Source organism: Acinetobacter minutum (assembly GCF_035916735.1).
Classification (GTDB): Bacteria; Pseudomonadota; Gammaproteobacteria; order Pseudomonadales; family Moraxellaceae; genus Acinetobacter.
This window is the reverse complement of record NZ_JAQIHG010000025.1, coordinates 1-25687: the sequence shown is the minus strand read 5'-3', so window position 1 is coordinate 25687 and position 25687 is coordinate 1. Positions and strand designations below refer to the sequence as shown.

Annotated in this window: 19 protein-coding genes and 5 pseudogenes; 15 read left to right on the top strand and 9 right to left on the bottom strand. The window is 36.9% G+C overall.

Annotated features, from left to right (window positions below; genetic code table 11):
• Positions 1-115: 115 nt before the first annotated feature.
• Both PAE54_RS10030 and PAE54_RS10025 read left to right on the top strand, forming a co-directional pair.
• Positions 116-508 (top strand): hypothetical protein, encoded by a 393-nt coding sequence (locus PAE54_RS10030; protein WP_326519331.1) that lies wholly within the window; start codon positions 116-118, stop codon positions 506-508.
• 13 nt (positions 509-521) lie between these two features.
• On the top strand, positions 522-1571 hold the full coding sequence (locus PAE54_RS10025; protein WP_326519340.1) for a metallophosphoesterase: 1050 nt from the start codon (positions 522-524) through the stop codon (positions 1569-1571).
• Positions 1572-1755: 184 nt separating this feature from the next.
• Here the strand turns inward: PAE54_RS10025 and PAE54_RS10020 are convergent, their stop codons facing one another.
• From PAE54_RS10020 to PAE54_RS10000, 5 genes and pseudogenes are all read right to left on the bottom strand, one after another.
• Positions 1756-2151, bottom strand: a complete 396-nt coding sequence (locus PAE54_RS10020) for a hypothetical protein (RefSeq protein ID WP_326519330.1) — start codon at positions 2149-2151, stop codon at positions 1756-1758.
• A gap of 368 nt (positions 2152-2519) precedes the next feature.
• Positions 2520-2933 (bottom strand): annotated as a pseudogene (locus PAE54_RS10015) (guanosine-3',5'-bis(diphosphate) 3'-pyrophosphohydrolase); the annotation flags it as partial.
• Positions 2934-3026: 93 nt separating this feature from the next.
• On the bottom strand, positions 3027-3671 hold the full coding sequence (locus tag PAE54_RS10010) for a hypothetical protein (protein ID WP_326519329.1): 645 nt from the start codon (positions 3669-3671) through the stop codon (positions 3027-3029).
• A 173-nt stretch (positions 3672-3844) separates the two neighbouring features.
• On the bottom strand, positions 3845-4228 hold the full coding sequence (locus PAE54_RS10005; RefSeq protein WP_326519328.1) for a hypothetical protein: 384 nt from the start codon (positions 4226-4228) through the stop codon (positions 3845-3847).
• A 108-nt stretch (positions 4229-4336) separates the two neighbouring features.
• Positions 4337-4741, bottom strand: coding sequence for a hypothetical protein (locus PAE54_RS10000; protein WP_326519327.1), 405 nt, complete (start codon positions 4739-4741; stop codon positions 4337-4339).
• A gap of 176 nt (positions 4742-4917) precedes the next feature.
• On the opposite strand from PAE54_RS10000, the gene PAE54_RS09995 reads away from it, so the two are divergent.
• Both PAE54_RS09995 and PAE54_RS09990 read left to right on the top strand, forming a co-directional pair.
• A complete protein-coding gene (locus PAE54_RS09995; RefSeq protein ID WP_326519326.1) occupies positions 4918-5769 on the top strand; it encodes a DUF7638 domain-containing protein in 852 nt (283 codons plus the stop codon).
• A gap of 19 nt (positions 5770-5788) precedes the next feature.
• A pseudogene (locus PAE54_RS09990) lies at positions 5789-6297 on the top strand (ADP-ribosylglycohydrolase family protein).
• Here PAE54_RS09990 and PAE54_RS09985 read toward each other — a convergent pair.
• Entirely contained in the window at positions 6250-7584 is a 1335-nt protein-coding gene (locus PAE54_RS09985; RefSeq protein ID WP_326519339.1) for an IS4 family transposase, read from the bottom strand. The pseudogene PAE54_RS09990 and the gene PAE54_RS09985 overlap by 48 nt on opposite strands.
• 318 nt (positions 7585-7902) lie before the next feature.
• Here PAE54_RS09985 and PAE54_RS09980 point away from each other — a divergent pair.
• The 11 genes and pseudogenes from PAE54_RS09980 to PAE54_RS09930 form a co-directional block, all read left to right on the top strand.
• Positions 7903-8109: pseudogene (locus tag PAE54_RS09980) on the top strand (ADP-ribosylglycohydrolase family protein); the annotation flags it as partial.
• Positions 8110-8349: 240 nt separating this feature from the next.
• Complete coding sequence (locus PAE54_RS09975; protein WP_326519324.1) at positions 8350-12174, top strand: AAA domain-containing protein; 3825 nt, start codon at positions 8350-8352, stop codon at positions 12172-12174.
• A gap of 57 nt (positions 12175-12231) precedes the next feature.
• Positions 12232-14394 (top strand): PIN domain-containing protein, encoded by a 2163-nt coding sequence (locus PAE54_RS09970; protein ID WP_326519323.1) that lies wholly within the window; start codon positions 12232-12234, stop codon positions 14392-14394.
• Between the two features lie 36 nt (positions 14395-14430).
• Positions 14431-15546, top strand: a complete 1116-nt coding sequence (locus PAE54_RS09965) for a coiled-coil domain-containing protein (RefSeq protein WP_326519322.1) — start codon at positions 14431-14433, stop codon at positions 15544-15546.
• A gap of 62 nt (positions 15547-15608) precedes the next feature.
• The gene (locus tag PAE54_RS09960; RefSeq protein WP_326519321.1) at positions 15609-17462 is read left to right on the top strand and encodes an AAA family ATPase; all 1854 of its coding nucleotides are present in this window, start codon (positions 15609-15611) and stop codon (positions 17460-17462) included.
• 26 nt (positions 17463-17488) lie between these two features.
• A complete protein-coding gene (locus tag PAE54_RS09955; RefSeq protein ID WP_326519320.1) occupies positions 17489-18070 on the top strand; it encodes a 4Fe-4S single cluster domain-containing protein in 582 nt (193 codons plus the stop codon).
• Positions 18071-18231: 161 nt separating this feature from the next.
• Positions 18232-19071, top strand: a pseudogene (locus tag PAE54_RS09950) (IS5 family transposase).
• A gap of 487 nt (positions 19072-19558) precedes the next feature.
• The gene (locus PAE54_RS09945; RefSeq protein WP_039048208.1) at positions 19559-19759 is read left to right on the top strand and encodes a hypothetical protein; all 201 of its coding nucleotides are present in this window, start codon (positions 19559-19561) and stop codon (positions 19757-19759) included.
• A gap of 65 nt (positions 19760-19824) precedes the next feature.
• On the top strand, positions 19825-20973 hold the full coding sequence (locus PAE54_RS09940) for a ThiF family adenylyltransferase (protein WP_326519319.1): 1149 nt from the start codon (positions 19825-19827) through the stop codon (positions 20971-20973).
• Complete coding sequence (locus tag PAE54_RS09935) at positions 20957-22039, top strand: HesA/MoeB/ThiF family protein (RefSeq protein ID WP_326519318.1); 1083 nt, start codon at positions 20957-20959, stop codon at positions 22037-22039. Before PAE54_RS09940 ends, PAE54_RS09935 begins: the two co-directional genes overlap by 17 nt.
• A gap of 1 nt (position 22040) precedes the next feature.
• Positions 22041-24161 (top strand): ATP-binding cassette domain-containing protein, encoded by a 2121-nt coding sequence (locus PAE54_RS09930; RefSeq protein WP_326519317.1) that lies wholly within the window; start codon positions 22041-22043, stop codon positions 24159-24161.
• A 74-nt stretch (positions 24162-24235) separates the two neighbouring features.
• Here PAE54_RS09930 and PAE54_RS09925 read toward each other — a convergent pair.
• The 3 genes and pseudogenes from PAE54_RS09925 to PAE54_RS09915 all read right to left on the bottom strand — a co-directional run.
• A pseudogene (locus tag PAE54_RS09925) lies at positions 24236-24433 on the bottom strand (IS256 family transposase); the annotation flags it as partial.
• Between the two features lie 17 nt (positions 24434-24450).
• Complete coding sequence (locus PAE54_RS09920; protein WP_326519338.1) at positions 24451-24927, bottom strand: IS630 family transposase; 477 nt, start codon at positions 24925-24927, stop codon at positions 24451-24453.
• Between the two features lie 73 nt (positions 24928-25000).
• On the bottom strand, positions 25001-25378 hold the full coding sequence (locus tag PAE54_RS09915; protein WP_326519316.1) for an IS630 transposase-related protein: 378 nt from the start codon (positions 25376-25378) through the stop codon (positions 25001-25003).
• Between the last annotated feature and the right edge of the window lie 309 nt (positions 25379-25687).

The window sequence follows — 25687 nt, the reverse complement described above, 5'->3', positions numbered from 1 at the left end:
CCATCTGATTGATTTCATGTTCTTTGCACAGATTATGAGGAATATTCATTTGTTTTCGAAAAAATATGTAAATTACTAATTATTTCAATCATTTAAAAATTATAGGAGTATAAAAATGAAGAAAAAATTGAAAGTTTTTGAACTGGTCTATCATAGTGGCATAGCCTATATGCCCAAAGCTGAAATGGAAAACTGGCTGAAACAGGATCCCAACGTTCAGTCCTTACCAATCACCGATCAAAAAAAGATTATAAAAGCCTGCCAACAATACCATTATCCACCCGAGTCCAAAGTTCAGGACGATGCATTGTGGAAAGCCATGGAACAACTTGATCCAGTTCTGCAGTTTGAACGCAATTCCGAAGGTCCGGCCATGCGGGTTAGCCTGTTACTTGAATTAATGAAAGTCTATCAATTAACTGTGCAACAGTTTATTGATCTCTGGCTGTCAAACCCCAAAAATGCACCCAGTGATGACAAAGAAATTATGAGAATGTTTGGATACTAAATTGAACTCAAAAATTAAAAATAAACTGATTCAAAAATTATTTGATCAGCCTCTGGATATCATTGGTGATGTTCATGGGGAAATTGATGCCTTACGGTCTTTACTCGCCCAGCTAGGCTATGATGCAAATGGCCATCATCCGGACAATAGAAAGCTTGTGTTTATTGGTGATCTGTGTGACCGGGGAGTGGATAGTATCGCTGTCTTTGCCTTGGTGAAGCATCTTATTGATCAAGGTAATGCTCAGTGTATTCTGGGCAATCATGAATTGAATCTATTGATTAACTCTAAACGAGAGGGCAATGGCTGGTTTTTTGGTTCACCCCATGATGATGATCAAAAAAGTTTTAACTCAAGACCTGCGACTCAAGATGATCGGGAATGGATTCTAGAGTTTTTAAATACTTTACCCTTGGTACTTGAATCAGATCAATTACGTGTTGTGCATGCTTGTTGGAATCGATCATCTATCGATGCTTTGAAAGCATGTTCATGTGATTCGATTCCTGATGTTTATGCATATTTTGAGCAGGAAGCCCGAAACTACATGCAGCAATCAGGCATAGCGGCTCATGCTCAACAGGAATTGACTGAATATCAGGGTCAACTCAAAGATCCGCAAGCAAGAATACCTTTTTTACTGAATTTGGGCCGAAAAGATGTTTTAGAACAGATGAACAATCCGGTTAAGGTGCTTACTTCTGGTGCTGAAACTCTAGCGGAACAGCCTTTCTATGCTGGAGGTAAATGGAGAATGGTTGATCGGCATGCCTGGTGGGACGAGTATCGGGATGATACTCCTGTCATTATTGGACATTACTGGCGCAAGATAAAGACCAATGGGGAGAAATCAATTTTTAAAAATATTGATACACTGGCCTGGTTTGGTGCCAAAAACAATGTGTATTGTGTCGATTATTCAGTGGGCAAAAGATATCTTGATCGCGCTAGACAGAATCAATTTAACGACCTTCTAGCAGCATTACGCATGCCTGAAAAGATCCTGATTTTAGAAGATGGAAGTATCTATCCGACTTCTAGCGATGAATCCATGATTGAATGAGAACATCCATCAAGAGACTGATTCTTTGATCGGATTTCATAAGACTGGAGCGTGAATATCGAGTTGTTTTTACTCGGAAATGACAGGTGAAAGATGCATCTGGACAAGACTATCTTGTTCTCATGGCAGGTCAGAAGCTAAATTTAACTTTAGTAAAAAGCGAGTGCATGATCAGACTGAAAGATCAGAAATTATTCTCTAAATACACATAGAAATCCTTGCCTAAACGATCGTATCTGAATGGCATAGAAGTATGTGTCATCCAGCGTTGTAACAACTTTTCATAGACATCCGCCTTTTTCATTGAAGTGGCACTAAACGTCCAGTATTGAATCTTGTATTTATAGATGATCTGCTCGATACGCTTGCTCACCCTATTAAAAATCCTGAATGCGGGCAGTTTAAGATTTAGATCCTCATAAATGGGATCATCCCGGAATAATGCCATTTCAGGATGTTTCCGGAAATTGATGTTTAATCGGGTGCGGGCAGGACGGTCCAGGTAAAAGGAAAAATTGTAGTGGTTAAATTGAAGAATATAGTGCAAGCCATCGATATACAGATCTTCTTTAATAATCATGCCTATCCTTTTGTAAAATGAAACTGCATACAGATTTTAAACATATCCCGCAATAATGCTTGACTGGCATCATCTTGAAACACATAACCGAAATGATCCAGATCGGTTGTATTGATTAAACGCAAGTAGACACTTTCTAAAGGTGTAAAACCTTTACGTTTACAGTAAGCGAAATAAGCACTGGCATCTTCAAACAAAACCCACCATTCCTGAGGAATACCGATATTGATACCCCCAATCTCGTGTTGATCGTCAAACATTGCATTAAGCAAATACTGAAAATTTCTACGCAAACTTTGGTAATGAAATACAGGGTAATCCGGGTCGATGTTCAACCAGGCGAGATGTGCATGGAAATTTCGTGCGTTGAGCAAGATGTCTTTAATTTTTAAATATTGACTGAATCGAGTAAGGTCTTTGGCTGAAATGCCGGGCAATCGAGATAAGTCCATATTGTCACTTAAATCAGCCAGTTTGACTTCACAGGCAAGGGCATTTTTTACAGTACGCTGTACCGCTTGAAATCGGTTTTCACCGTTTTTTTTAGTGACAGCCAGAACCGCATTCACAATGTCGGGACTAAAACCAAGAGAAAGCAGGTCATCAGCAGAAGTAGCTGTATCTTCCAAAATATCATGCAGTACGGCTACGATTTTCGCATCCGGATCTTTTACTTTCTGCATGATGCGTAATGGATGAAGAATGTAGGCCTGTCCAGCTTTATCCAGCTGACCAAGATGTTGTTCAGTTGCGAAAAAAATCGCTTTTTCTAATGTAGAAATATCGCTGTCCTTTGTTTATTTAATTGTATTTTCTTCAGATATATTAATTGATGAGTAACGATGAATATATCCGTCTTTACTGCTAAACGACATTCAGTGTCGTTTAGCTTTCCTTTCATGTCCTGACAGATTGAGCTCTTCCAATATCTGGTCAGCTTTGAGTTGGCGCGCCCATTTGCCAAAGATGGTTTGTGGTTCACTTATGGCGTCCTCTTGAGTAGCCAGATGTATTTCTAGGTCCTGCTGGGGTTTATCTTCAAACAATGGCCAGAAATTAAACATAAGGTATTCTGCAAGGTGTGCTACATCAAGATTAACTTTTTTGATCATGCCATCAGTAGAAATATGAACGTCCGTTTGCTGATCAGACAACTTAATCAAACACTTTGATTGAACATGAAAATGATCACAAATCTTTTCAATACAATGCTCAAAATCCGTATCTGATACGTGGTCTGGTTTCTTGACCCAAAAGAAGAATTTATCTGTTTTATTCAGATTTTCAGCTTTCTGTTCCGAAAGCTGCAGGATAATCTGCCTAAATGGGTGTGCTAAACCAAAAAGGGCTGCAAAGAGATTCATCCTCGTTGCTCGTTGGCTGCTATCGGATGGTTCTGATCCCGAAAATCCAGGAATGATATACGAAGAGGAATTTTTTTCAGTGATCCCGAATGAAGAAAAAAACTGGTTTAAAAAATCGGTATTATTTAAATTTTCTGATGACTGATTAATATTCATTTTTCTCTCTTTCTTACAATTTATAGCGGGTTTCAAAACATCATTGGGGGAAGTGCATTCTGATTTGTCATCAATCGTGTTTCAGATTTTTAATAAACTTGTCACATGTGTGAAAAGTGCATTTTATTGCAATGCCATCTTAAAGCTTTTTAAAGCAGACTTTCATCCACACTTTACTCACAAAAAAAAGTTGCAAAATAAACCAATTTCGAAACTTCTTGCTGGTATTCATCGGCATTAAAAACAACACGTCCGAACTTGGAAAATATCTCGGCAGACGGTTCATCCGGTTTTAGCAAGATGATCTTCGGACATTGTACCTGGAGTTTCTTAAGATCCAGTTCATTGATGTTTGGGTAATACAGGCCATAGCCTGACCAGTTGTTTACTGCAGTTTCCAACACATAGCTGTTCTCACCAGAATGTTCCGCCATCAGTGAGGTGTCGGCTGGTAGCAATGCCTTAATCTGCTCTTCAACGTTATCTATAAGATGAAAAATAAACTGTCCAATATATGGCTCGCCTGCAGCCGTTTTAGCCTCATAAAATAGAATCATTGGGTATTGTCCTTGTGGTCTACCTACGACAAAGCCATTAAAAGAACGGGGAGATAACCATGGGCACTACATTTCAGTATGCTTTATAAGACCTTATGGTTTTGAACACTAGAAATTTTCAATCCATTTATCCCAGAAACCCGGTTCATCATGATGTTTATTTTGCATGGCTATTTGTAAGGGCAGACAGCAGAACATGACATCGGGTATGCGTGAGCTACCATCCGGGTTTTCTAAATGATCTCTTAACTTGATATACAAGGGATCATTTTCATCGTAACAAACATCTAAATATAACTGTCCGCGATAAGAGTCGAATCCATCTTCTCTTGCAATATCAGCACATTCACGAAATTCGATGTTATTTGCTTTTAGCCAGGCAATTAAATCTTTTCTTGCAGGCAATGTTTTATAGTCAAATATATCATCACTTGTTGAATCAAAAACAACCAACAGCACATCTCGCCCTTTTTTGCGTGCAATCGCATCAATGTGTTCAAGCAATAGTGGCATTCAACAGCTCCTTTTTGATTTAATTCTTATCGATGATAAAGCCATTTAAATGTAACGATAAATTCTAATATTATCAATCCATTTACATCATAGTGCGACAAATAATGTCGCACAAGCCTTGTTGATGGAACAGATGATATTTATACTGACCATTAAAATAACTACAGGCATTCTTCATGGCGGTCATAAAAGTAATTGAAAAGAGCATCAAACCGAAAGAAAACCTAAAACGCGAAACGCTTCAAGCATTTATTTGCAACGGCAGCTACTTCTTAACTGATTTGACGATTTATGAAGATGGCGATATTGACTGTTGGGGCATCATCAGTTTTGAAGAATTCCTGCAAAAAGTGGAACAGGGATGGGTCACTGTTGAATTACCACAATCCGACAGTCTAGAGATTTCGATTCATGGCCTAGGTGAAATATCTCCGGGATACCACTATCAAACCTATAAGAGTAACGAAGACCTGATTGCTGAAGTGCGAGATATCTTAAAGCAACTGAATGGTCTGCCTGATAGTTCTAAGCTTTGCAGAGCAGCGTGGAAAGACTACCAGCAGGAACCCTCAGAAGAAAAACACCTGGCATTACGCCAAGCTTATGAAGCGATCCCAACACACAAGAGACGTTATGTCCTTCGTGATCAAGACCGTAAAGATTATCCAATTCGACGGGTCATCTATCCGAATGATGATTATTCACTGGGAGAACTAATCTTTGCATCAGAACACAGCGAAGCAATACAGAATAGTGTTGCGGAGTTAAACGAACAGGTGACCAATTCAATGCATCAGGAGAATGACATGGCCAATACACTACAACAAAATATTAACGAAGTCGTTGCAATTAAGAAAACCTATGAAGATGAGATTAAAGCCTTTATTAATCAAAAACTAGAGGAATTTCAGCAACAGGTGAATTTGCCGATTAACTATCTGGATGTGGATATAGATACTGAACAAGAAGATGAAAGATATGTCACTACCGTTTCAGATTTTAAAATCCAGATTCTTTTAGAACTCTAACCACATCAGAAGCAATAATTTGAATGAGCTCGAAAATAAAGTACTGGGGTGTTTACTCGGTCTGGCCTGCGGGGACGCGGTAGGAGCATCTGTCGAGTTTCTAGCAAGAGGCCGATTTAAGCCACTCACGGATATGGTGGGTGGTGGTAAATTTCAGCTAAAAGCAGGTATGTGGACAGATTGTCAATGGCATTATGTCTGGCGGAAAGTTTGCTGCTATGCAAAGGCTTTGATGCTGACGACCAAATGCAGCGTTATCTCCAGTGGATGGATGAAGGCTATTATTCAAGTAAAGACCATGCATTTGGTCTTGGTAAAACCATGATCAATGCCTTGTTTCGTTATCGCAAAACCGGGAACCCCTATAGTGGTCGTGCCGAATCACGTTATTCCGGCAATGGTTCATTGATGCGTTTGGCACCCATCGCAATTTATTACCGAAACAATCCGCTACAAGCATGGAAGTATGCGCAATGCTGTTCACTTAAGAGGAGCAGCATTGTGATTTACCGGATAACGGGTTTTTGACATCTTAACCGTTCGAGGTGTTGTTGGCCTCGAACGCCTTTCAAGAAACAGGCTGCCCATCCCTGATCTAAGCTCCGATAGCCGCCTGCCAGTCCCTGACAAGGGGTTGGCATTCGCCATCACAATCAGCTGAACGGCTATGTACTGGCATGCAGGCTTGAAACGGATCTCCGAAGGTGAACGCTCAAAAGCCACCGCTGCAAATGCCGCTTCTCGCCGGATAATATTGTAGGTCAGCAGCAGTCCCCACAACTCCTGATAAACCAGCTCTACCGTCTTGCTGCGAAGCGTGATCGCATTATGCTGCATCGAGCTTTTGATATCCCGAAAGCCCAACTCGATTTCCCAGCGTTCTTGATAGAGCGTGGCGATATCCTTTGCATCATACTGATCGGCCGGCAGCGAGGTCAGAACCGTCTTTATTCGTCCGCCACGCACAGCATAACTGACTTGCCTGGCCTCCCAGTATTCGGGGAGCGTCGGGTTTTTCTTTCTTGCCTGGGGTGACACTTTCATACGCACCTGTACGTCACCTTCTGCATAAGTCTCGATCACTTCACTTTTCAGATTCTTGCGCTCCGGAATCAGCCAGTGACGAGCTTGGCCTTGCATCGAGAGTGAAAGCAATAAATCCGCACTCCAAAAAACCTTGTCAAACAAGGTGACCGAATTATCCGGAATCTGGCTGAGGAACTTTGAAGCCAAAGGAATCTCGCCCCGGCGATAGGGACTGATCTGCGCATCGACCAGTATATGCGAGCGCGCATTCATCAGTGCGACGAGCCATAGCATCGGAAATGGCGTCTGGCGCTGTGTGGAAGTATTGCCTGAGCCAAAGTGCTCGCGAAGATCGGTCGTATCCTGGGTTCTGAACAACGCACCATCGACAGCGAAAACCTGAAGCCCCTGCCATTGATCACCTGGATAACGCTCGTGTCCCCAGTGTTGACCTGTCTGGCGAAATAGCCACTCCACAGGATCCGCACCAAGACGTTTACGGGCTTCAGTCACCCCACTACGCGCCAGCAGGTCAAGAGACGCCAGTCCCTGGGCGCAAATATTCAGTCTTCTTGCCACTTCATGGATGGGCTCATCCCGAAAAATTGCCATCCCAAGAACCAGCCAGAGGACTTGATCTGCAGGCAAACGCCGCCTGCGGATAGTAGCCGAACTGCTCAACTTGAGTGCGGATTCGACCCACTCAATGGGGATGTTGAGAGTAAAGGTACTCAGATCCGAGAAGTTAAATAGACCGTTTAGGTCGAGAAGATCCTGCTGAAACACCATAAAAAAATCCGATGCCAAACCTGACACCGGATTCTCTACTAAACTCCGCCATGCTTCAAATGCTTAAGTGAACAGCATTGTGGAAGTATGCGGGCTTAAGCTCGCAGACAACACATGCTTCAGCTGAGTGTATACAAGCATGTCAGTATTTTTGTCATGTGCTTCTAAATGCTTTAGCAGGAAAGAACAAACAACAAATTTTTGAGATTCAAGATGCTTTAGAATTATCTTACCTAACGTCAGTCGTAAGCTGTGATTTTTTCAATAAAACGGTAGATGAGGTCAAGGGGAGTGGATTTGTTCTAGGAAGCTGCCTTATGGGCATTTTGGCATACTGATAATTTTGAAGATGCGGTATTGGCAGCCGCAAACCTGGGCGATGATGCCGATACAACAGCTGCGATTTGTGGCCAGTTGGCTGGAGCATACTATGGCATTCAGCAGATACCGCCTGAATGGCTTGCAAAATTACATCGTAAAAATGATATTGAGCAGCTAGTAATAAACTTAATGAAATATCACTAACAAATAGTCGGTTATCTTTGGCGGATACCCCAACAGTACCCACTCTTTCAGGTAATAGATCATTCATCTGTTGCCACTGATTGGACTGCTCCTAGTATCCCAGACAAATTTCGTATCCACAATTTAGGTTATTTATTGTTTTAATTTTCAAGCATATATATTTATAATAATTTTCACTTGAAAAATTATTTTTATGATTTTAAAGACTTTTTAATGATAATTTCGTTATGAGAAAAAAATATGGCTACACTTTTTTGGAAGCTTTCAGATCGTGAAACTAGACTTGAACAAAATATTACACATATTTTAAAAGCTAAACCAAGCCTCGCACCTTTATTTGAAAATGTAACTTCAGACAAAAGCACACATTTTTTGAATCTTTTTTTCCCATCTATGCCAACAGTGTGTTATGTCGCAAATTTGTCTTTACAGGATAAATCTGCACAACGCATTAATTTAGCCATTCGTATTCCTCAACATCCTGCTTTTAGTGCATATTTAGATGAACACAGTTCATTAGTAGTGATTGGTTATTGGGGGACTCGCTCTTCCACACCTTATTTAATCCCAGAAAGCGTAATAATTAGTCATAATAGTGAACACCCTACAAACTATGAACATGAATTAGAGTGTGAATACCAGTTTTTGGAGGAAGGGGAATATCCCTCTCGTGGTATCCAAAATGTATTAACACCACAACTTGTAGAAGAATTACCTAAAATTTCGGTTTTAGCTAATGAGCGTTTAGAAGAGTGGCGTAAATTTTTGGGCTTTAAAAAAGAACTGATTCGTCAAAAATCAGTAGGTTTACGCTATTTAACAATTAATTATGATGAACAAAAAAATATTTTTAAATTGCTTACGATTGCTAATAGTCAACAAGATTTTGAGCTCGTATGTAGAGCCTTAGTACGAAAAGACCTACAATTATTTGATTTAAATACCTCAACTGATCCATGGAAATTTGAATTACCGAGCTTGGAAGATAAACGTCAAAATAAGCAAAAGGTAAAATTTGAACTCGGACAATTTAAACGTGGGAAAAATGCTTTCAATTTACTGAATCCAGATGAGTTAAAGAATGTTTTTCAACATATAGATTTAAAAGATATACCTTTTTCAGCACCTGTATTTGCATGGCTGAATATTGAACCAACAGAAGATTGGAAAAATAAAGTCACCAATTTGGTACCTGATCAATATGATGAGGAAGCCATTCTACAATATAAAGAAGATATTAAAGAAATGCTTGAAGCAGTACCAAGCACAGGTTTCGTATCTTTTGCTTTAATCGGCGATTGGTCATTGGTGGATCGTCAGGATAGGATTTTGCGTAATTTAAAGCAAAATGAAAATTGCTATGCACCATATCTATCAAGTTATTTATTTGATATTACGCAAGCACAATTACCTAACGTACTTCCTGAAATTAACGAATGGTTTAATTCTAACTTAAATGATGCACAAAAGCGTGCAGTGCAAAAAATGCTTGCTGCACCAGACTTATGTTTAATTCAAGGACCTCCAGGCACAGGTAAAACTACAGTTATTGCTGAAGCTATTTTACAGCTAGTAAAACAGGGTAAAACCATTTTGCTTAGTAGCCAATCACATGATGCTATTGATAATGCGCTATCACGTATCACCAATCACCCGTCTTTACGTGTAGTTCGTTTGGCAAAACAAGGGCGTGGGCGAGATAAAATTACCGAAGAAGGTAAACTCTTTTCAGGCGAGCAAGCCTTAGCACGTCATTATGAGGCATTGAGCCATGATATTCAGGCACGTTTTTTAATGCCATTGCAACAACAGCAAGAACAAATTGATGCGTTGAAAACATGGTTAAATCAAGCTGAGTTTTTACAACTCGATGCACAAAAGCTTGAACAACAACGTCAAAGTATCAAACAACAAGGCATTGAAAAGCGTCAACAACAACAACAGGCACAAAAGGATTTTCAACAACAGCAACTTGAGTATCGTGCACATCAACAACAACTATTAGAATTACAACAGTTGCAAGATTTGTTAGCAGGGCAAAGTATTGTACCTCAAGGTCTTATTTTACCCGATATGATGAAAAATATTGCAGATCGCTTATTTGAATTAGACAGCTATCAGGTTCAATTGCCATTTCAAATTGCAGATTTTCGTTTTTATCCAGAATCACAAGCTCAAATTTTGATGGCATTATTAGATGTTTGGCAAAATATTCATAGTAGCTTTGAGGTGATGGAGCAGGATATTACTCGCTTGCAACAAGCAGGTCAGGGTGGTTTAACGAGTGTCGAGACACAGCTAAAAGTTCAACAACTACAACAAGAAATTGAACAGCTTGCCAATCAAATGGATCTAGATGATAGCGAAGAAATTTCTAATTTATGGCGTCTAAAACGTCGTGAAGTAAATCAATTAAAGCAACAAAGTGGTGGTTTAACCCACGAATGTTACCAACTGTTTAAGGATAGAGATCAATTCCTCAATATTACAAATGCACAATCTACTGCAATGTTATTAGCTGAGCGTTTAGAGAAATTTAAACAGTTTGAGCAATATCTTAATGGTCAGATTACAGAAGCAAGCCAAAGCTTAACTGCACAAATGCAAGCATTTGAGATAAATGTACCCGATGATGCACCGATCAAACAAATTGAACGTGAAATTCAAAACCTAATTGATCAATACAAAACGATCGAAATTCAATTGCAAACACAGCAACATGCTGAACAACAGCATTTACAGCAACAAAATTTTCAAAATACCAGTTTAAGTGAATCAATTAAATCTACTCAAAATCATATTTCGTATTTACAGCAACAATATCAGGATAGCAAAGCACAAAACCAAAATTGGCATGGTTTATTTGAAGACTGGGTGCAGTCTCTTAATAATCCACAACAGTCAAAATTGGATTGGGAATTAATGAGTCAGGAATATACCCAAAACTGTAATTTAGTGGCGATTTCTTGTAATGAAAATTCACGTACCTTACAAGATGCAGGGATTGATGGCTTTGATGTGGTGATTATTGATGAGGTATCGAAAGCCACCCCAATTGAACTGTTAATGCCACTTATGCGTGCCCGCAAAGCTATCTTAGTCGGGGATCATCGTCAATTACCACCAATGTTCCAAGAAGGCCAAGATGCTACCGAAACGTTTGAAGATTTAGTAGAGGTAGAAGATGAAAATCAAGATCGTTCAAATTTACTCACAAAAGACAATTTCAAACGTTATGAAAAATTAGTTACGGCCTCGTTATTTAAAGAGTTATTTGAAAAAGCACCTGATGTGTTACGTGAGCGTCTCACTACACAATTTCGTATGCATCCTAGCATTATGAAAATGATCAACTATTTTTATGATGGACAGCTCACATGTGGTAATCCTGATGCACCTCGTGAGCATCAAGTCGTTTTAAAATCTAAGCTCAATACCCTAGTGGATGCTAATAAGCATTTGCTTTGGGTAGATACTTCAAATGATGAAAAAGGTGTGTCTTACAGAGATGATGAAAGTACCAATGCAACAGAAGCTAAATTGATTGCTAAGACTCTAACCAATATCAATGCACAAATGAAACAACAGGGCTATCACAGTAAAAATAAGCAAAAAGTTGGTGTAGTGTCTTTTTATCAGTCACAGTGCCGAACCATTCGAGATGAAATTCGTAAAGCCAATGGTGGTAAATTAGATTTTGATGCCATTCATGTCGAAATTAACACGGTCATTCGTTATCAAGGTAAAGAAAAACCTATTATTTTAATCAGTTTAGTGCGTAATGATGGTAAGCCAAAAGATCATAAACGCTCATCTCGTGCCAATATTGCCCGTTTTGAATTTATTAATGTCGCGATGTCACGTGCACAAAACCTATTAATGGTATTTGGTGCACGTAATATGTTGGAGCTACGTGATGTGAATTTACCGCATATGGATAAACCTGGCACGAGCAAACGTAAAATTTATCAGGATATCTTTAATCGTTTGGATCGTGAAGGGCAGGTCTGTACAGCAAGGGAATTTATACAAGCTTGTGAAATCCCAAAACCGCAGGTGGCTTAAGTCATACTTTGATTTAGACATTATGACTATTTAAACTAAATTTTATAGAGAATAATTATGTTGAAATTGCTTAAAAGTTTTGAAGTGAGTCTACCTGTGTATCAGATGGAATCGCGTGTAAGTTATCAAGCGATACGCCAACCGAGTGTTTTTGAAGGATTACTTTTAAACTTAGCTGTGAAATACAAAACAATGCTTGGGCAATATAGTTTAAGCCAAGTATGTGAAAAATTTAAAATTGAAGCATTTTTAGTGCAAAAAGCACTTTACAGTTTGATTGATAATGAAATGCTAGAACGTTGTGATACAGACTTGACAGTCACACATGTCAAAGATTTGGCAGTGACAACACTAGGAAAAAATTTATATCACAAAAATGAAATGCCAAGTGAGAATAAAAATGCTGAATTAAAAAGCCTATTTCATCCATTAACAAATAAGTTTATTAGTGATAAAGACTATAAATTAAAACCCTATGATACCCAAGCACCTTATGTAATGCCTCAAACGCTTTTTGAAGCAAATATATCGCATATCGATCAAATGATCCGTGACATGCTTGAACAGGCAGGAGAGGAACAATTTGAATGGAAAAAGCCGAATACTAATATCAGTGAAGTTAATAGTTTAGTGGCTAAAACAGTAACACATCGCTTACCCATGCGTATTGCGCTTAATACGCAAGGCCATCTTGGCTTTGATGCTAAAGGTAATTCGGAAGTACAGCAAATATTTAGTATGTGGCTTGAGCAAACCAAGCATGAAGTACTGTGGGAACATCTTTTAGCCCCAACATTCCAACAGATAGACACTGATTTACCCACTTTTGAATGGTCATCAGTATTAGACGTGACGCTGGTAGAAAATACTTTACTCGATGAGAATACATTGATTCAGGTTTACGCTGAAAAAAGCCCAAACCAAGTCAGTAATAAACCAGAAATCGTTTTGTCGGAAAAAGCAAAATTAGCGAAAGTACAAGGTAAAACATTAACTTTGCCATTCACTACGGCTTTACCACAAGGCTTTCAGGCATTGTACCTATATAAAGATCAAACAGCGACGATCGTATTAAAAGGTAATACCCATATCTTTTATGCCAAACAACCACGTTTGGTGGCTTTGAAAATTAAACTTCGTGATGAGCAAGTGTGGTCGACAATTAAAAATGAAGTGATGCATTGGAATACCACTAGCGACCTAGAGGTCTTAGCATTTTCACGTTACTTTTTATCAGAACATGAAGTGATTCAACAGGCACCAAATTTAACTATGAAAGAAGCCATGAATTTGCATGAAGCCATGAAAAAATTGAACAATGCAGGTTTACGTGCTAGTGCATGGTTAGACAAAATTCAACAGATTACAAATTTTAATGAATTAAAAGATTTTCGTAGTACCTTTTCACATTTAGAACTTGCACCACAATGGGCAGAACCTCTCTTTTTTGCAAAATTACTTGATGATGCTTTTGACAAAGGTCAAAAAGCTGGAACAACGCTCGATCAAGACTTTGTTGATATTGTGCAGATACAAAAGTCATTAAAAAGTCAGATTAATCCTGATGTGCTCAACCCAAATCAGCAGATTAATTCTAGCTCTTTAAATAAGGTAAATATAAAAGCCCTAGCTTTAATCGACGAGTGGCTAGATTGTTATGAAGAACTACGACAAAAGCATACTGAAATTTTGAATCTTTGCGAAAGGCTACAAAAGCAACAACGACATTTAGTGGTATTAAAACAAGGGATAGCACAAAGCTTTGCACCTTTACGCACAGATGCTAAGCCTATTGCTGTATTAGATACCAGCTATTTGATGCGTCATAGTGATGATCTGACTAATTTAGAACGAGATTATTTTGTGATGATTCCGCAAGTAGTCTTACATGAACTAGACGGCCTTAAAAAGGGACAAGATGGGGATAACTTTAGCGAGCAAGCACAGCAGGCGAGACGTGCGATTCGTGCTATCGAGCATTTAACATCAGAACATATTGAACCGACTCACGATGAGTTTGTAACTATCATTGCAAAAAGCAAAACAGCACAAGAGATGACTGCGGATGAACAAATCCTTTCAGTGGCTTTATTTTATCGTTTTAACAGCAGTGAACTTTTTAGTTTAGATAAAAACATGGGGAATTTGGCAAAAGCAGTCAATATTCGCACTACCTCCGAATATCAGCCTAAGTCTAAGTTAATTAAAGAACATCAATAATTTACATTCTTAAAGATTTTTAAATAGGATTTTAATATGAGCGCAATCCATGAACGACGTTACCGCCTACAACGTGAACGTGAAATTGCTCAGGCACGAGTACGTGAAACAACTACACAATATCTTGAGCGTTATCAAAATACGTTAAATCAGCTAGATGAACAAGGTTTAACTGCCTATGTAGAAGTTGAAGTTACGCAAATAAAAAAACAACTTACTCAAATGCAAAATTTATTGAGAACCGATGCTTTTGCTGCACGCGAGCTTAGTCTAAGCATCGGACAACGTATCTATGGCTTAAGGGCTCTTGCACGTGAAAATCAGCAGATTGAAATTGAAAACCAGCGCCTTGAAGTCTTAGAAAAACAATGTCAGCTGGTAGAAAAACGTCGACAAGAAAATGCTGAATTAGAACAAGCATGGCAACGAAATTGGCAAAAATGGAGGGATAAACTTGCTCGTAATTTGGCTTTAAATGAGTTAAGTGCCTTACGCGAAAAGATTTTTTCTGATGAAAGTAATTATAGTATTGAACAAGTAAATCAAGAGATGGACAAAATTCAACAACATTATGAACAACTAGCAAAACAGCAAAGAGAAAGCCAACAGAAAAAAATTGAACAGGTAGCAACACAAACCTTATTACAACAACTCACTGATGATGTGAAAGAGGGCCAACTGCCTCTTGCTGAAACAGAACAGTTGAAAGCGGATCTGGTTAAACTTATGGAGGCTCCCGCTGTCAGCTTTGAACAAATGAAAAGCATGGCACAAAAAACAGATCAAGCCTTAGAAGATGAAAGTATTCGTCGTGAAATGGTCAAAGCTGTTTATCAATCCTTACAAAATGCAGGATTTAGCGTATTAAAACCAAAGCGGGTAAAAGAAAAGGATCAGGACATTGTAATTATTCAGGCACAACGGCCATCTGGCAATCAGGCAAAATTTAAAATTGAGCTAGATGGTAAACTCCGTTACGAGTTTGATAATTATCGAGGTCAAACCTGTAAAGAAGATATGCAAAAAGTCTTGCCACGACTATCGGAGGTCTATGGCGTAGAACTCAGTGATGAGCGTATTATTTGGTCAAACCCTGATGATGAAAGTGCAGAAATGAAACCTTTAGCCCCTCATCAACAGCAGCATGGTTAAGGTTGATCACGCACTTTAGATAAATAAATTCATCGTCACTAATGTAAAAAAACTGGATAACAATGAGTACACAACATATTCAAACATGGCTAGAAAATTTTGAGCGGCAAAGCATGTTACGCCGTGCATTGGTGGTATCAGGTAATATTATTGATCTCGCCTTCGCTAAAAATGGGCAATTACAGCCGATTAATCAAATCATTAGTGATAGTCTAAAAGCAAAAGGCTTTCAGCATGTGGTGTTTTATTCGCGAGTGGGTGGAGTTTCAGGTGTAACAACACAACAATGGAATGATTTACAGGCGACTGGTTTTCAGTCATCAGTATTTGATGAAGCTGATGATTATGATATGGGTGAAGAGGATAACTCTTCAGATCAGGCAAACAATAGCAATGGTGGTCAAACAGAACTGACACCGAAAGACTTTTTTGCAGTTGCACAAAAGGTGATGTCTGAATCTCTGCAACGTGTTGCTTTTGTGGTGGATTGGTCCAACTATATGTTTGGTCAAATTAACAGTTTAAGTGATGCCGAGCGTGCATGGTTACAACAAATTTCTAAAAGTATCCGTGATGCTCAAGTCAATTTAAGTGCGAATGAAATTGATAAACCACAAAGTTTGTTGGTGTTTTTATGTTCAGGATTAATTAATTTGCCACCAAGCTTATATCTAAATAATCCATTATTTGCCGAAATTAATATTGATTTACCTAATCTACATGAGCGTGAACGTGCGATTTCAGCATTAAAAATGGCATTTCAAGTACAGGAAGATCTATCACCTCAGTCACAAGCCATGACTGATTTTGTTACGCTGACCGATGGTTTTACCATTCGAGATATATATCATCTGGCACGTTTATCACGTCAGCAGCAAGACACGTTAAACTTGCAAAATTTGGTGTCTTTATATCGTTTTGGGAAGCGTCAATCCCCTTGGGAACAGTTGAACCATAGCAAGTTAAAAGGCACTAAAGAAACCCTTAAACTACGGGTAAAGGGACAGGATCAAGCCATTGATGCTGTAAATAAAATTTTGATTCGTGCTTATACAGGTTTGTCGGGTTTACAACATTCTGCCAAAGCCCGAACCCCAAAAGGAGCTTTGTTCTTTGTGGGACCAACAGGGGTGGGTAAAACCGAATTGGCAAAATCTTTAGCACAGTTCTTATTTGGTGATGAAGATGCCTGCATCCGTTTTGATATGTCCGAATTTAACCATGAACATGCCGATCAACGTTTAGTAGGCGCCCCCCCGGGTTATGTGGGTTATGAACAAGGTGGACAACTCACCAATGCTGTGAAAAATCGTCCATTTTCTTTATTGTTATTTGATGAAATTGAAAAAGCACACCCACGTATTTTGGATAAGTTTTTACAAATTTTGGAAGATGGCCGCTTAACTGATGGTAAAGGTGAAACTATTTCTTTCGCAGATACTTTTATTGTGTTTACATCAAATATTGGCGCAAGCGAGATTGAACCAAGTACGCCTGAACAAGTCTCTGCACAATTTCAATCTGCGGTTCAACATCATTTTAAAACTGAGTTAAAACGCCCTGAATTATTGGGACGTATTGGTGAAGCCAATATTATTCCATTTAATTTCATGGACAATGATGAGATTTTAAAAAATATTGCACGTGCCAAATTGCAACCACTTGAACAGCGTTTAAAAGACAAATGGCAAATTCAGGCATTCCGTTTTAAAGACGAAGATAAAGCCTTGCAAACTTTGGTTAATCAGGTCAATAAACAACATGGTGGGCGTGGTGTACTTAATGTGCTGACTAAAAATTTATTTGACCCCTTGGCAGACTTTTTATTTGCCGAAGTTCAATATCCTGAACAATTGAAAAACCAAAGTATTGAGGTGATTCAGGCGGGTAAGGTTTTTGATTTTAATATTGTGTAAGTAAAACAATAGATAAGGATAAGCCCATGGCATGGTTGAATGTTGCAAAAATTATAGATGTAACTCAAGCAGAAGGCCCTGGTTTAAGAACAGCCATTTGGGTGCAAGGTTGTTTAAAACGTTGTATTGGCTGTTGTAATGGGCAATTTTTAAAAATTCAACCTGCTGATGTGTGTGATTCACTGATGATCATTGAACAGATTGTCCAGAATCAACAACAGTATGGCATTGAGGGTGTGACCTTATTAGGTGGCGAACCTTTTTTACAAGCAGAAGGTTTGGCTGATATTGCACAGGCATGCCGTAAAATGGGCTTATCAGTAATGGTCTTTAGTGGATATGAATTGGAAGAATTGGATGATTTACACTTTAAAGGAGCATCGAAATTGCTCGAATTCACAGACGTTTTGGTTGATGGGGAATATCAACAAGCTCTGACTGAAAACGTGCGTAATTGGGTGGGATCTACTAATCAGCGTTTTCATTATTTTACTAATTTTTATGATCCAAGCATTGAAACACGAATGTTAACGGTAACCAATGAATGGCGTATCGATGCACAAGGAATTATTTCGGGTAATGGCTTGCCTTTTATCTTACACGTTTAGTTTTTGTAATGTAGTTTAAAATTTAGAAACTTAATTATGTATAAAACGACTTTTTTGCACAAACCTACCACTGAAGGCTTTTTCAGCAATATAATTCTCGAATGAAAAAGCCTACACCCAAAATCTAACGTACAACCAATTAATCCACCTACAATAAAGCCTTGATTAATCGTGGAAACCTCTCAATTTGGTTTGATTCAGCAATTCAATGGTATGCTCTGTCTGTCAGTAAACACGGGTAAAATCAAACTTATTCCGATGCAACGATTCCATGCTATTTATTGATCAAATCTCTTTTCCACCCTTCTTTGCGTATGGTTACTGGCTTTCTTCAAAGTCTGATTAAACTCTGTGGATTGGATTGGACAGAACCAGATTATTCGACCATATGCAGAAAAACAAAAGCATATTGATATTTCGCTTCGCTATCAGAAAAGTTGTGATGGACTACATCTACTTATTGACTCTACCGGCTTGAAGTTTTTAGGTGAAGGTGAATGGAAATGTCAGGAATATTAGCATGAATATCGACGACAATGGCGTTAACTCCACATAGGTATAGATGCTGAAACATTGCAAATACGTGCAGTTCAGCTCACAACGAATAATGTCAGTAACTCACAAGTTCTTGGTAATTTACTTGATCAGATTCTACCTGATTAGCGAGTTGATTTTGTTTATACTGATGAAGCGTATGACACTAAATGCTGTAGACAATTGATTTCAGATCGTCAAGCCTATGCTGTCATCCCTCCAAGAAAAAATGCAAAACTCTGAAAAGATCAAAACACATGATCTTTAGAGAGAAACGAATTAATAAAAACAGTTAAATGTCTAGGCAGAGCCGTTTAGAAAAATGGTCTAGTTATCATCGGCGACGCTTGGTGGAAACGAAGATGTACTGCATCAAACTATTAGACGATAAATTAAAGGCAAAGTGCTTTCCTAGTCATGTGAATGAAATTCAGGCACGCATAGCCGTGTTAAAGAAATTCATGTAATTAGGTCGACTTCATACCCAAATTGTCACTTAAATTTAGATAACTTTGGGAAGATCTATATCTAAAGCCTTTATGCAACAAAGCCATTAAAGACTAAAAATGGGCTCTAAGTAATTAAATTTGTAATTTATTAAACATAAATTCAATTGTGAACTAGATTTCTGGTGAACATAAGTTAAGTTTAGATTTTATTAAAATATTGAATAACCAAATATCTAGATTTTTAACTTTATAAAAAAATTAATCTATTAAATCAGTTAAATGGAGATAAAAAAATTATCTTTTTATAATTTTACATTTATAATCAATATCTTACAGATTTCAAGGATTTTTATATCAATTTATTATATCGAAATCATGTCACTTTTAAACTTTGGGAGTATACTTATTGCTCTGATAATACTTGATATTATTTAATATATTGATATTATTTAATATATTTTAGTTTGAAAATATTTTTGTAATTTTAGCCTAATGGAGCTGTGTAATGAGTTTAGATTTAGATTTATCTTTTGAAGTTGTCAGCAAGGTAAATGCTGCATGTTATTCAAATGCTTGTTCTGGTAGTAGAAGTGATTGTTGTACTCGTACATGCACTCGACAAAGTAATGCAAATACGAATCAAGATTCATCAATGCAGGCTTGGGACAATTATTTAGAAATTAATGCAGGCGTTTTACAGTATTAATTTTTTATAGATAATATACAGCTACTTCGACTTCGTTAAACATGAGGTAGCTTTTGGATTTTTTTATGCTTCATAATATTTATAAACTTCAAGATACTGTTGATATTTACATTTCAGAAATGGAAGATTCTCGAAAAGTATTTCTAACATTTCATAAAATGACTACGCGTGATAGAGTTGAGTTAATTGTAGGCCGAGCAGTTGCTGAGTTTTTAGCATTACTTGATGGTATAAAAACTGTAGATTTAATTTTAAAAAATTTAGGTGACTTTAATGAAGAGGATGCATTAAAGTTAATATCTTTTTTACAAGAAAAACATTTGATTATTGATGTTAAGGAGTACGATGAGTTAAATCCTCGTTTCTCAAGACAAATAGCTTATTTTGATGACATGATATTGGATAGAAGGGGAAGAGATACACAAAAACTACTTGCATCAAAGAAAGTTGTTATTTTAGGTTGTGGGGCTGTAGGGGCTGCTATAGCAGAAAATTTAGTAAGAGCAGGTATTTCTAAATTTGTATTGGTTGATTATAAACTAGTAACTGAATCAAGTATAAGCCGACATTTATTCACACGATTAAATGATATTGGTTTAGCTAAAGTAGAAGTTCTTAAAAATTACCTTAAAACTATTGATTCAACTGTAACAATTGATACATATCAAGAATGTTTATTACCACAGACTGATTTATCAAAATGGATTACAGATGATACAAATTTGATTATTAACAGTTGTGATGAACCTTACATTGGGCATACCTCAGTTAAAGTTGGTCGTTATGCACAAACCAGAAATCTTCCTTTATATGTGGCAGGCGGTTTTGATGCTCATTTAATGAGTTCGGGAGAATTAATCTATCCACCGTACACACCATGTATTGATTGTACACAACAGACATTTACTAAAGCATTAGGTGATTGGAAACCAACATACAGTACTACGGCTCAAATCAAGAATATTGTTGATCTACAACAAAATGTAAGTATAGCATCTGATATATCAACATCTTATCAAATAGGTGGGGCAGGTGGGTTAATAATGATGAATGGATTTTCTGCACACTTAAGTTGTTTAAAGATTTTACAATTTTTAGCAGAAGATTCTACTTATGATTATAAAACTATTCGGTACGAATATTTACCGAATAATGGTGAATTAACCGAATTTGAAATGCAAAAACAGGAACAATGTCATGTCTGTAACCACTAATTTACGTTTACGTCAAAGTGTAGGTATTGTGGTTCAAGAGAATATAGTTGAGTTTTTTAACTCAAACGTTCGCTCTAGTGTATCCTTAAAAATGCAATTTCAGGGTATTGTTGAGTTACTCAAAAATTTCGATGGAGTAACAAGTATTCAGCAAATAGCTGAAAAATATCAGGGCATATCTGTAGAGCAGCTTACCTCTTTAGCTCAATTTTTGCGTGAGAAATATATACTAATCCAACAGGATATTGCATATCCCCTGGATATTGTTCATCATCATTATCGCTTGGTGAATACTCTTGAAGATTATTTCCATTCAAGTCATGAAGTTTTACAAGCAATTGAGAAATTAAAAAATGCTACGGTAATGATTATTGGACTTGGTGCAGTAGGAAGCTTAGTCGCAAGTTATTTAACAAAATCAGGTGTAGGAAACTTTATTATTGTTGATGCTGACAATGTAGATATTAGTAATTTACATCGTCAGTATTATTTTGAATCAGAAGTTGGGCAAGAAAAGGGGGGAAAACTTAAAAAACAGCTTGAAATGATGCATTCTGATTTGAATGTTGAAATTATTACTGAAAATTTACAACAGAATTTTTTTGAACGAATTAAAATTACCAAACCAATTGATTTAATTATTAATTGTGCTGATGAACCCAATGTGGATATCACTAGTAGAATCATCGCTGAATATGCTATGAAATACAAAATACCACATATTGTTGGTGGTGGTTATAATTTACATCTTACACTGATAGGTCAAACGATTATTCCATTTGAAACTGCATGCTTTAAATGCTTTGGTAATGCTTTAAATGAGCTAAATAATGTCGAACTAAAAAATGTGAGAAAGCTTCATCGAGAGAATCGTAAACTAGGATCATTTTCACCATTGTCGGGTATTGCAGCAAGTTTAGCATCACTTGATGCCTTTAAAGTATTGATTGGTAAAAATGAATTGTTGCAACAAGCTAATAGACGGATAGAGTTTAATATGGCTCAACATCAATTTAATATTATTGATATTCCAAGAAATCCAAATTGTGAATGGTGTAAAATTTAATATGGAAAATGAAATTTTATTGAATGGTATATCAACTCATAATTTAAAAAATATTGATATAAAAATTCCATTGAATAAAATAACTGTGATATATGGAAGGTCTGGAGCAGGAAAAAGCTCATTAGCTTTTTCTTCTCTCTACCAATTATGTCATGATGAATTTGATGCTTTAGAACGTGGATTTTCTGAAAGTAGCGAGTATCTTATCCAGTGTTATGAAGGGCTAATCCCTGCTGTTGCAATATCTCAAAAGAACACCAATAGTAACCCACGTTCTACACTATATTCCTATCTTAATATTCCTCAAATTTTATCTACAATAAAAGTAAAATCACCTGTTGCTATTCCAAATTTTGACTTATTAAAAATTAACAAAATCGGTAATGAATGCAAACATTGTCTTGGGTTAGGTGAAAAATTTGAATTTTTGGAAGACTATATTATTAATCAAAATTTAAGTCTTAACCAAAAACCTTTTTCTTGTTGGCGAAATGGTGATTTAGCAGACTACTATAATCAATTATTGTTAGCATATTGTGAACAAGAACAAATAGATATTCATGTTCCATTCAAATATTTATCAGATAAAGATAAACAAAAAGTGCTGTATGATAGCAGTAATGAAAAATTACAATTTAGATTTAAACATCGTGGTAAGTCCAAAGCAAGGAAAGGGATTTATAAAGGTGTAATGTTATATATAAAAGAAAATTCAAATATAAAAGCTGTAGATAAATATGCAAAGAAAGTCATTTGTTCAGCCTGTAATGGAGCGAGAATTAATATAGAAACTCATCAAGCTATTAAAATTTTTAATATGACTATGCCAGATTTTTTATTGATGCCTATTGATGAATTAGTGTTGATGTTAAAAAAAGAAATAAAAGATGATAGTGTTTTGGTAAAAGTATTAGATTCTATGTGTGAAATGGGCCTAGGCTATCTTAATCTTGCACGTTCAGTTCCAAGTCTATCAGGTGGTGAATTACAAAAATTAAAATTTAGTAAATTACTACATTCAAATATATCAGGAGTATTGATTGTAATTGATGAAATTTCATCTCAAATTAATGAAAATGATTTTTATAAAATTTGGGAAAAGATGCAAAATATTGTCAAACATAATACGTTAGTTTTAGTTGAACATGCACAATATTTTATTGATCATGCAGATTATAAAATTCATATTGGTTATAAAGCAGGGATTGAGGGAGGAAAAATTTGTCCTGATGAGATTATTCGACCATTCTTTGATATTTCTAAAAGGAATAGACCACAAGGTTTCATTGAATTTATAGATTTAAGTAAAAACAATGTAATAAAGCAAAGTGTAAGTATTCCTAGAAAATGTCTCACTGTCTTTACAGGCGTATCTGGTTCGGGGAAATCTTCATTGGCGAAAGCTATCTCTGAACAAGCAGATGTAATTTATGTTAGCCAAAAAATTGCAAATTATAGTAGTCGCTCTATTTTGTCATCTAGCATACAAATAAATACATTAATTGCAGAATATTTTTCAAAAATGACTGGATTAGATGTAAGTTATTTTTCCCCAACACAAAATGGTGGTTGTAAACAATGTCAGGGTGTAGGTGTAGTTAAATATGAAAGAGGATATGAACAAGATCTATATTTAACATGTCCTACATGTGAGGGTGACTTATTTGATAAATTCAATGAAAATGTTTTAAAACAAGTGCATGGAAAGAATATTATTGATGTTTATAAAATAGAAATAAGTGATTTATTAACATTTTTTCATGATGAACGCATTAAAAATATACTTGATACACTTGTATCTTTAGGCTTATCCCATCTTCAGTTGCAAAGGAAAACACAAACTCTTTCAGGTGGGGAGTTACGCCGTGTAAAGCTTTGTGAAAGTTTATCAAAACAAAGAGCAAGTAAAAAAATCCTTATTATTGATGAACCCGCTGCAGGACTGGACCCTGAAACAGCTAGTAAAGTTGCAAGCTTTATTTATCAAAAAACTAAAATATTTGAGGCAATTATTCTCATTGAACATAGACCAGAGCTTATAAAATATGCAGATTATGAGGTTGTTATGGGTGTTGCAGCAGGAATAAATGGAGGAAAAATTTTAAAGCAAAATTTGATATAGTTTTAAATTCTATTTTTATAACATGCTTAGGGTCTGTTGAGAGAGCGTTCAAAATTCTGTGTCAGACGAATTGGCTAGAGTTTAATTATATCATCGAGCCTGCCTTTAAAGTAAATCGATAACTGTGTGATGGTTTGTCCCCAGTTTGTCACCGGCATTGTCCATTTTTCAGAAGCCTGTTGAATGCCAATATACAGCAATTTCAGCAGGCTATTTTCATTAGGGAAAGCCCCCTTGGTTTTGGTCAGTTTCCTGAATTGGCGATGTATAGCCAGTTAAATAAACTACACTACATTTCTTTAAAGCCGATATTTAACGCTTCCAGGATGGATTTCTGCTGTTGGCTAACAATATGTCTGACTTTCCTTTTGAGCAAAGACCATGCTTTTTCAATTGGGTTTAGATCTGGACTATAAGCTGGCAAATACATAAGCCGGGCATTGTATTGGATAGCCAATTCGTCAATTTCTTTACCTTTGTGAATTGAGGCATTATCCAAAATCAGTAAGTGCTTTTGATGCTGACCATTTTTATCTTTAGGTAAGCCCTTCAGCAAATATTCAAGCCACCCAGCAAAAGTGCTGCGATCACATGAACCCTGAAAAATGAAGGGTGCTATGAATCTGAAAGCTGCACTTGATCGAACAGCACTGATCATACTCAGTCTGGTTCCATGCCCACCCGATTTTAATGCCTGGCAACGTTTTCCTTTCTCAGACCAGCCATACTCAGCAGTTTCATTGGTATTTATGCCTGATTCATCAATATATTGTTAGCGGCAGTGTAAAAATGACCCCCTAACGGCATTTAAAAACTGCCCCCCTTGGTTAATATAGCGGTCATTTTGCAGGCTTGTCTGTAGAGAAAACTCTTTTTTTATGACTCCACCCCAGCTTTTTTAAAGCAAATAGGATATTGGCGTAGCTGACAGAGTAGCCAAATCTTTGTTCAAATAATGGCACCAGATCTTTAGCCTGTGAAAATGGTGTTGTTTCAACAAAACTTTTGAAAGCCTGTAGGTCTTTAATTTTATAGGGCCGACCTGCTTTTTCGGGATGTGGTCGATTCGCATTTCCTTGAAGATGTTCGAGCTGAATCCAGAGATCTAAAGTCGTTCTGGCGATCTTAAAAACGGTACAGGTTTTCGATTTATTCTGACATTCTTTGTAGTAGTCCAGAGCTTTGTGACGAAGATCATTGGAGTATGGCTTAGGCATAAACAGCAGTGAGTAAGGTTTTCTATAGTGTAGCAAACTTTCTATTTTTAGCTATATCACCTTTTGATTTTGAAGCAATGTACCATGACAAGATTAACCCGTTAGGTCAGGTGGCCTAACTTAAATAAAAAACTCTACGACAAACCCGGTACGGTTCAACTTTTAACTTCGGTTATTTATGCAATGATTACCATCTTTATTTAACATAATCAATATTATGCGAAATCAATTTTGTAAGCCCAAAGTAGAAATGTCCGGTTTCTCCAAAGTAAAAATGTCCGCTTTTAGAATACGCGTTTTTGCGATTTT

What these genes read in the sequence shown, in the direction of transcription:
- PAE54_RS10000 (WP_326519327.1), bottom strand. Translation starts at nt 4,741, where the DNA reads ATGCCACTATTGCTTGAACACATTGATGCGATTGCACGCAAAAAAGGG.
- PAE54_RS09930 (WP_326519317.1), top strand. Translation starts at nt 22,041, where the DNA reads ATGGAAAATGAAATTTTATTGAATGGTATATCAACTCATAATTTAAAA.
- PAE54_RS09970 (WP_326519323.1), top strand. Translation starts at nt 12,232, where the DNA reads ATGTTGAAATTGCTTAAAAGTTTTGAAGTGAGTCTACCTGTGTATCAG.
- PAE54_RS09935 (WP_326519318.1), top strand. Translation starts at nt 20,957, where the DNA reads ATGTCTGTAACCACTAATTTACGTTTACGTCAAAGTGTAGGTATTGTG.
- PAE54_RS09955 (WP_326519320.1), top strand. Translation starts at nt 17,489, where the DNA reads ATGGCATGGTTGAATGTTGCAAAAATTATAGATGTAACTCAAGCAGAA.
- PAE54_RS10030 (WP_326519331.1), top strand. Translation starts at nt 116, where the DNA reads ATGAAGAAAAAATTGAAAGTTTTTGAACTGGTCTATCATAGTGGCATA.
- PAE54_RS09940 (WP_326519319.1), top strand. Translation starts at nt 19,825, where the DNA reads ATGCTTCATAATATTTATAAACTTCAAGATACTGTTGATATTTACATT.
- PAE54_RS10005 (WP_326519328.1), bottom strand. Translation starts at nt 4,228, where the DNA reads ATGATTCTATTTTATGAGGCTAAAACGGCTGCAGGCGAGCCATATATT.
- PAE54_RS10010 (WP_326519329.1), bottom strand. Translation starts at nt 3,671, where the DNA reads ATGAATATTAATCAGTCATCAGAAAATTTAAATAATACCGATTTTTTA.
- PAE54_RS09995 (WP_326519326.1), top strand. Translation starts at nt 4,918, where the DNA reads ATGGCGGTCATAAAAGTAATTGAAAAGAGCATCAAACCGAAAGAAAAC.
- PAE54_RS09985 (WP_326519339.1), bottom strand. Translation starts at nt 7,584, where the DNA reads ATGGTGTTTCAGCAGGATCTTCTCGACCTAAACGGTCTATTTAACTTC.
- PAE54_RS09965 (WP_326519322.1), top strand. Translation starts at nt 14,431, where the DNA reads ATGAGCGCAATCCATGAACGACGTTACCGCCTACAACGTGAACGTGAA.
- PAE54_RS09960 (WP_326519321.1), top strand. Translation starts at nt 15,609, where the DNA reads ATGAGTACACAACATATTCAAACATGGCTAGAAAATTTTGAGCGGCAA.
- PAE54_RS09915 (WP_326519316.1), bottom strand. Translation starts at nt 25,378, where the DNA reads ATGCCTAAGCCATACTCCAATGATCTTCGTCACAAAGCTCTGGACTAC.
- PAE54_RS09975 (WP_326519324.1), top strand. Translation starts at nt 8,350, where the DNA reads ATGGCTACACTTTTTTGGAAGCTTTCAGATCGTGAAACTAGACTTGAA.
- PAE54_RS10020 (WP_326519330.1), bottom strand. Translation starts at nt 2,151, where the DNA reads ATGATTATTAAAGAAGATCTGTATATCGATGGCTTGCACTATATTCTT.
- PAE54_RS09945 (WP_039048208.1), top strand. Translation starts at nt 19,559, where the DNA reads ATGAGTTTAGATTTAGATTTATCTTTTGAAGTTGTCAGCAAGGTAAAT.